The sequence below is a fragment of the Streptomyces sp. TRM64462 genome, from assembly GCF_013362995.1.
Classification (GTDB): domain Bacteria; phylum Actinomycetota; class Actinomycetes; order Streptomycetales; family Streptomycetaceae; genus Streptomyces.
Genome location: NZ_JABWDV010000245.1, coordinates 1 through 5,931 on the forward strand (window position 1 = coordinate 1; position 5,931 = coordinate 5,931).

General features: G+C 74.7%; 4 protein-coding genes and 1 pseudogene. All 5 read left to right on the forward strand.

The features are described 5' to 3' along the window. Positions 1-223 (forward strand): annotated as a pseudogene (locus tag HTZ82_RS11515) (hypothetical protein); the annotation flags it as partial. Positions 224-357: 134 nt separating this feature from the next. Continuing rightward, positions 358-1,530, forward strand: a complete 1,173-nt coding sequence (locus tag HTZ82_RS11520; RefSeq protein WP_175409248.1) for a polysaccharide pyruvyl transferase family protein — start codon at positions 358-360, stop codon at positions 1,528-1,530. A gap of 48 nt (positions 1,531-1,578) precedes the next feature. Beyond that, on the forward strand, positions 1,579-3,027 hold the full coding sequence (locus HTZ82_RS11525; protein ID WP_175409249.1) for an FAD-dependent oxidoreductase: 1,449 nt from the start codon (positions 1,579-1,581) through the stop codon (positions 3,025-3,027). A gap of 11 nt (positions 3,028-3,038) precedes the next feature. Beyond that, the gene (locus HTZ82_RS11530) at positions 3,039-4,874 is read left to right on the forward strand and encodes a glycoside hydrolase family 15 protein (RefSeq protein ID WP_375540803.1); all 1,836 of its coding nucleotides are present in this window, start codon (positions 3,039-3,041) and stop codon (positions 4,872-4,874) included. Further along, on the forward strand, positions 4,871-5,905 hold the full coding sequence (locus HTZ82_RS11535; RefSeq protein ID WP_175409251.1) for an SDR family oxidoreductase: 1,035 nt from the start codon (positions 4,871-4,873) through the stop codon (positions 5,903-5,905). Before HTZ82_RS11530 ends, HTZ82_RS11535 begins: the two co-directional genes overlap by 4 nt. The last annotated feature ends 26 nt before the right edge of the window (positions 5,906-5,931 follow it).

Genomic DNA, 5,931 nt, shown 5'->3' on the forward strand with positions numbered 1-5,931 from the left:
CCTCCTGCCCGTCCCGCTGGTCGCGGCCACCGCCGTCCTCGCATTCGGCGGTCCCGGCACACCCGGCGCCGCGGGCGCCGCCGCACTGGCCGTCGCAGCGGTCACGGCGGCGGGCAGCGCCGCACTCGGCCGCCGCCACGCCCGGGTGCCGTTCGCCGGCGCCGTCGCCGTGGCCGCTCTCGACGTGACCCTGCTCGTAGGGAGGGGCGCGGCACTCGGCTGAGCGCACGGGAACCACCGGAACCACCGGTTGCGCCGCATTTCGGACATGTCGACAATGACACTGGCTTGACCGGGACCAGGACGCTGACACAGGACGCACACGACGCACGGAGAGTCACACCGCCGGAGGCGCAGATGACGAGTGAGGTCCAGGGCGTTCTGCGGATCGGCGTACTCGGCTCGTACGGCGGATTCAACATCGGCGACGAGTCCATCCTGACGTGCGTCCTCGGCGATCTGCGCGCCTGGCGCCCCGACGCGTGGCTGGTCGTCTTCAGCAGGAACCCCGAGCACACCCGCGCCCACCACCGCTCCGCCGACGAGGTCATCGGCTGGGAGGGCCTCGGCCAGGACCGGCTCAGGAGCGCCGTCGGCGGCCTCGACCTGCTCATCCTCGGCGGCGGCGGACTCCTCTACGACAGCGAGGCCCGCCGCTATCTGCGCCTCGTGAACGCCGCCCACCACCTCGGCATCCGCACCTTCGCCTACGCCGTCGGCGCCGGCCCCCTGCACGAGGCCGACGACCGGCACGCCGTCCGCACCGTGGTCGGCGCGATGGACGAGGTCGTGGTGCGGGACGAGGAGTCCCGGCTCGTCCTCGAAGAGGTCGGCGTCGAACGCGAGATCACCGTCGCCGCCGACCCCGCGCTGCTCCTCCCGCCCGAGGAGTTCACCGACGAGATGCTGCTCCACGAAGGCATACCCGGCGGCGCACGCCTCGTGGGCATGTCGGTGCGCGAGCCCGGCCGGGCGGCCGAGCACCTCGACGTGAGCGACTACCACGCGCTGCTCGCCGACGTCGCGGACTTCCTCGTCCGCCGCTTCGACACCCACGTGGTGTTCATGCCGATGGAGAACCAGGACATCCGCCACGCCCACGCCGTCCTGTCGCACATGACCGCCGCGGACCGCGGCCGGGTCCTCAACGGCTCCTACAGCCCGGGCCAGACCCTGGACTTCATGCGCAGGCTGAGCCTGGCCGTCGGGATGCGGCTGCACTTCCTGATCTTCGCGGCGGTCTCCGGAGTGCCCCTGCTGCCCCTGCCCTACGCGGGCAAGGTGTTCGACTTCGCCCGCAGCGTCGGCGCCCCGGCGCTGGTCGGGGTGGCCAGGGAGCAGGCCGGGCTGCTGCTCGCCGAGGTCGACCGGCTGTGGGACGAGGCGCCCCAGCGGCGGGAGGCGATGAGCGCGCACGTCGACGCGCTGCGCGAACGCTCCGGACGGACCTGGGAACGCTGCCGTGCCCTCCTGGAGGACATCGAGGCGCAGCACGCGCCCGCCCTGCCCGTCGTCCTGCCCGCCCCCTGAGCCCCACCGGAACGGAAGCGGGCACCAGGCCCGGAAGCGGAGGAGCCCATGCCGATCCTCGGCGCACCCACCGAGCAGCGCACCGTCAGCCTGCCGCCCCGGCCGGCGCAGTTCGGCGGCCGCACCGAGGTCCTCGTCGTCGGCGGCGGCCCCGCCGGACTCGGGGCGGCGCTCGCCGCGGCGGACGCCGGGGCGGACGTGGTCCTCGTCGAGCGCTACGGCTTCCTCGGCGGCAACGCGACCGCGGCCCTCGTCATGCCGCTGATGTCCTTCCACAACGAACAGAAGCAGGCCGTCCCCGGCGGCGACGTCTCCCGTCTGCTGCCGCCCGACCACGGCGAGGGCGAACCGGTCGTCGCCGGTGTGCTGTGGCGGATGCTGCGCAGGCTCGCCGAGCGGCACGGCTGCATCCTGCCGTCCGTCGAGACGGGCTACACCGTGCCGTTCGACCCGGAGAGATTCAAACTGGTCGCCCTGGACATGCTGGACGAGGCAGGGGTGCGGATGCTGTTCCACGCCTTCGCCTCCTCGATCCTGCCCCTCGACGACGGCCGCCGCGTCGTCTTCGAGACCAAGTCGGGCCCCGTCGTGATCGACGCCGACGTCGTCGTGGACTGCACGGGCGACGGCGACATCGCGGCCGCGGCCGGAGCGCCGTACGAGATCGGCCGGCACGAGGACGGACTCGTCCAGCCCATGACCCTCATGTTCCGCGTCGCCAACTTCCTCCAGCCCCACTTCGCCGAATACGTCCGCGACCACCCCGACCAGTGGCGCGGCGTCCACGGCCTGTGGGACCTCGTGAAGGAGGCGACCGAGGCGGCCGAACTGACACTGCCCCGCGAGGACATCCTGTTCTTCGCGACGCCGCACCCCGACGAGGTCAGCGTCAACAGCACCCGCGTCACCCGGGTCCTCGGCACCAGCGTGTGGGACCTCACCCGCGCCGAATACACCGCACGCCGCCAGATGGAGCAGGTCGACCGGTTCCTGCGCGGCCACGTCCCCGGCTTCGAGAAGTCGTACGTCGTACAGAGCGGCGTCCAGATCGGGGTCAGGGAGACCCGCCGCATCCTCGGCGACTACCAGCTCACCGGCCACGACATCCTCGCCGCGCAGCACTTCCCGGACGCCGTCGCGCACGGCGCGTACCCGGTCGACATCCACAACCCCCGCGGCATCGGCACCGTCCTCAAACGCGTACCGGTCGGCAAGGTCTACGACATCCCGCTGCGCTGCCTGCTGCCCCGCGACACCGACCACCTGCTCGTCGCGGGCCGCTGCATCTCGGGCACGCACGTGGCGCACTCGTCGTACCGGGTCATGCCCATCTCGATGGCGACCGGTCAGGCCGCGGGCGTCTGCGCGGCCCTCGCCGTACGCCGGGGCCGGCCGCCCCGCGCCATCGAACCCGCCCTCGTCCAGCGGGAACTCCTCCGCCAGGGCGCCCACCTCCGCGAGGGCGTCGCCGAGGCCGCGGCCGTGCCGGACGCCTAGGCATGCACGACGTGCGCACCACCCGGACCCCCGAGCGCGGCGGCGCCCCCGCCCCGGAACCCGCAGGGTTCCCGGAACCGTGGCGCCCGCCGCAGCCGCTGCGCGACTACGCCCTCCTCGCCGACGGCGAGCGCGGCGTCCTGGTCGGCCCGCGGGGCGACTTCGTCTGGATGTGCGCCCCGCGCTGGGACTCCGACGCCGTCTTCGCCGGCCTGGTCGGCGGCACCGGCACCTACGTCGTGACCCCGTCGGGCCGCGCCGTGTGGGGCGGCTCCTACGAGGACGGCTCGCTCGTCTGGCGCAGCCGCTGGATCACCGACGACGGCATCGTGGAGTGCCACGAAGCCCTGGCCATGCCCGGCGACCCGCACCGCGCCGTGGTCCTGCGCCGGATCGTCGCCACCGAGGGCAGGGCCCCGCTGTCCGTGGTCCTCGAACCCGCCGCCGGTTTCGGGCGGGAGCCGCTGCGCGACCTGTCCCGCGACGACGACGGCGTGTGGACGGCACGCACCGGCGGCCTGTGGCTCCGCTGGACGGGCTGCCCCGACGCCCGGCCCACGGGTCCCGGGGGCCGGCGCCTCGCGGCGGAGCCGGAGGCCGTGCCCGGAGCTCCGCACGACCTGGTCCTGGAGATCGCCGACGCGCCGTTCACGGGCCCGCCGCCCCACGCCGGCCGCGCCTGGGACACCACCCGGGCGGCCTGGCGGCGTGAGGTGCCCGCACTGGACCACATCACCGCCCGCCGGGACGCCCGCCACGCGTACACCGTGCTGCGCGGCCTCACCGCCACGTCCGGCGGCATGGTCGCGGCCGCCACCACCAGCGTGCTCGAACGGGCCGAGGCGGGCCGCAACTACGACTACCGCTACGTCTGGATCCGCGACCAGTGCTTCGCCGGGCAGGCCGTCGCCGCCACCGGGCCGCACCCCCTCCTCGACGACGCCGTCCGCTTCGTGACCGCACGCCTCCACCAGGACGGTCCCCGCACCGCCCCCGCCTACACGACCGACGGGCGCCCGGTCCCCGGCCCGCGCCCGCTGGACCTGCCCGGCTACCCCGGCGGCTTCGACCGCGTCGGCAACCGGGTCGGCGGCCAGTTCCAGCTGGACGTGTTCGGCGAGGCGCTGCTGCTCCTGGCCGCGGCCGCACGCCACGGCCCCCTCGGCGCCGACGCCCGGCGGGCCGCCGCCATCGCGGCCGACACCATCGCCCGGCGACGGCACGAACCCGACGCCGGCATCTGGGAACTCGCCCCGCGCCGCTGGACCCACAGCCGGCTCGTCTGCGCGGCGGGACTGCGGGCCATCGCGCACGCCGACCCGGCCGACCGGGAGACGGCCGCCCGCCGGCTCGCCCTCGCCGACCGCATCGTCGCCGAGACGGCCGCCGACTCCGTACACCCCTCGGGCCGGTGGCAGCGGTCACCCGGCGACCCGCGCCCGGACTTCGCCCTGCTCCTGCCCGCCGTCCGCGGCGCGCTCCCGCCCGACGACCCGCGGACCACCGCGACACTCCGCGCCTGCACGGCGGAACTGGCGGACGACCACTACGCCTACCGGTTCCGCCACGACGACCTGCCCCTGGGCGACGCCGAGGGCGCCTTCCTGCTGTGCGGCTTCGCCACCGCGCTCGCGGAGTACCAGCAGGGCCGCACCGTGGCCGCGTACCGCTGGTTCGAACGGAACCGCGCCGCCTGCGGACCGGCCGGCCTGTACGCGGAGGAATACGACGTGACGCAGCGCCAGATGCGCGGCAACCTCCCCCAGGCCTTCGTCCACGCGATCATGCTCGAATGCGCGGCCCGGCTCACCGAGCCCGCACCACCCGAGGAAGGACGGCAGCGATGAGCCCGACCGAGGACCGGACGACGCGTCAGACGGTGGTCGTCACCGGCGCCAGCGGCGGCATCGGCCGCGCCACCGCGCGCGCCTTCGCCCGCCGGGGCGCCCGTGTCGGCCTGCTCGCCCGCGGCAGGACCGGCCTGGAAGCGGCGGCACGCGAGGTCGAACAGCTCGGCGGCACGGCCCTCGTCGTACCGGCCGACGTCGCCGACCACGACCAGGTCCAGGCGGCCGCCACAGCCGTCGAGGACGCGTTCGGACCGATCGACGTCTGGGTGAACACGGCCATGGTCTCCGTCCTCGCGCCCTTCACGGACGTCGCCCCCGACGAGTTCCGCCGCGTCACCGAGGTGACCTACCTCGGCTACGTCCACGGCACGAGAGCCGCCCTGGACCGGATGCTGCCCCGCGACCAGGGCACCATCGTGCAGGTCGGCTCCGCGCTCGGAGACCGCGCGATCCCCCTCCAGTCCGCCTACTGCGCCGCCAAGCACGCCGTCAACGGCTTCACCTCGTCACTCCGCACCGAACTCCTCCACAACAGGAGCAACGTCCAGGTGACGATCGTCCAGATGCCCGCCGTCAACACCCCCCAGTTCTCCTGGGTGCTGTCCCGCATGCCCCGCCACCCCCAGCCGGTGCCGCCCGTCTACCAGCCCGAGATCGCGGCCGGCGCGATCCTGTACGCCGCCGACCACCCCCGCCGCAGGCAGTACTGCGCCGGCGCCTCGACCCTCGCGACCATCCTGGCCGAACGGCTCGCCCCCGCCCTCCTCGACCGCTACCTCGCCCGCACCGGATACGACTCCCAGCAGACCGCGGACACGATCCCGCCGGACCGCCCCCACAACCTGTGGCACCCGCTCGACGGCGACGACGGCAGGGACTTCGGCGCCCACGGCGTCTTCGACAGCACCGCGCACGACCGTGCCCCCCAGCTGTGGGCGTCCCGGCACCCCCGCGCCCTGGGCGCCGCAGCGGCCGCCACCGCCCTCGCCACGGCCTGCGCCCTAAAGCGCCGCAACCGACAGCGCTGACCGACACCGCTGACCGGCACCGCCCG

What these genes read in the sequence shown, in the direction of transcription:
- HTZ82_RS11520 (WP_175409248.1), top strand. Translation starts at nt 358, where the DNA reads ATGACGAGTGAGGTCCAGGGCGTTCTGCGGATCGGCGTACTCGGCTCG.
- HTZ82_RS11535 (WP_175409251.1), top strand. Translation starts at nt 4,871, where the DNA reads ATGAGCCCGACCGAGGACCGGACGACGCGTCAGACGGTGGTCGTCACC.
- HTZ82_RS11525 (WP_175409249.1), top strand. Translation starts at nt 1,579, where the DNA reads ATGCCGATCCTCGGCGCACCCACCGAGCAGCGCACCGTCAGCCTGCCG.